At 56.2% G+C, this 594-nt stretch carries 2 protein-coding genes; one reads left to right on the top strand and one right to left on the bottom strand.

Annotated features, from left to right (window positions below):
- The coding region (locus ACOCD2_RS25190; protein ID WP_419626378.1) for a hypothetical protein at positions 1–261 on the top strand (261 nt) is incomplete at its 5' end.
- Here the strand turns inward: ACOCD2_RS25190 and ACOCD2_RS25195 are convergent.
- Positions 222–431, bottom strand: a complete 210-nt coding sequence (locus tag ACOCD2_RS25195; protein ID WP_371415005.1) for a hypothetical protein — start codon at positions 429–431, stop codon at positions 222–224. The genes ACOCD2_RS25190 and ACOCD2_RS25195 overlap by 40 nt on opposite strands.
- Positions 432–594: the final 163 nt, after the last annotated feature.

Here is a 594-nt window from a genome sequence, read left to right on the forward strand (position 1 = left end):
AGATTTTGGGACATCCCAGTCCCCAAAATCGACTCGGCCTTTGACAACCTATTGGTGCCCCAGCCGTCCTGGTCACCAAGCACTACGCAACAACTTCGCAAGCTCGTTGCTGCTCCGTACTTGTCTCCCAATGACTGGACGCCGCGTTCAGAGGCCTACTTTGTTTTCCCTCTGGCGCAAGGCACGCCGGGAAAACAGTGCGGCCTCGCGGCTACTGGGGTCTACCAGCCTTCGCTTCGCTCTCCATGGCTGGCAGCGTAGGGGTCTTCCGGAAAAGGACGCCCGGTTGCCTTTTCCACCACAGCCAGGAAACGTTCACTGATGTCCCGCAGGTTGTCCGCAGACAGATCCACATCCTCGGTAACATGAGCTCTTTCCTTGACCTTGTTGAATTCCTCGTCAAACAGTTCGTCCGCGATACCCAGCGCCACTTTCCCGAACAGTTGGATAAAACGGCGGTAGGAATCGTAGCCAACAAGCGTGTCTTCGGCCTCGTGATAGATTTTGGGACATCCCAGTCCCCAAAATCGACTCGGCCTTTGACAACCTATTGGTGCCCCAGCCGTCCTGGTCACCAAGCACTGCGCAACAACT

The sequence above is a fragment of the Thiolapillus sp. genome (assembly GCF_048562965.1).
Taxonomy (GTDB): Bacteria; Pseudomonadota; Gammaproteobacteria; order Chromatiales; family Chromatiaceae; genus Thiolapillus; species Thiolapillus brandeum_A.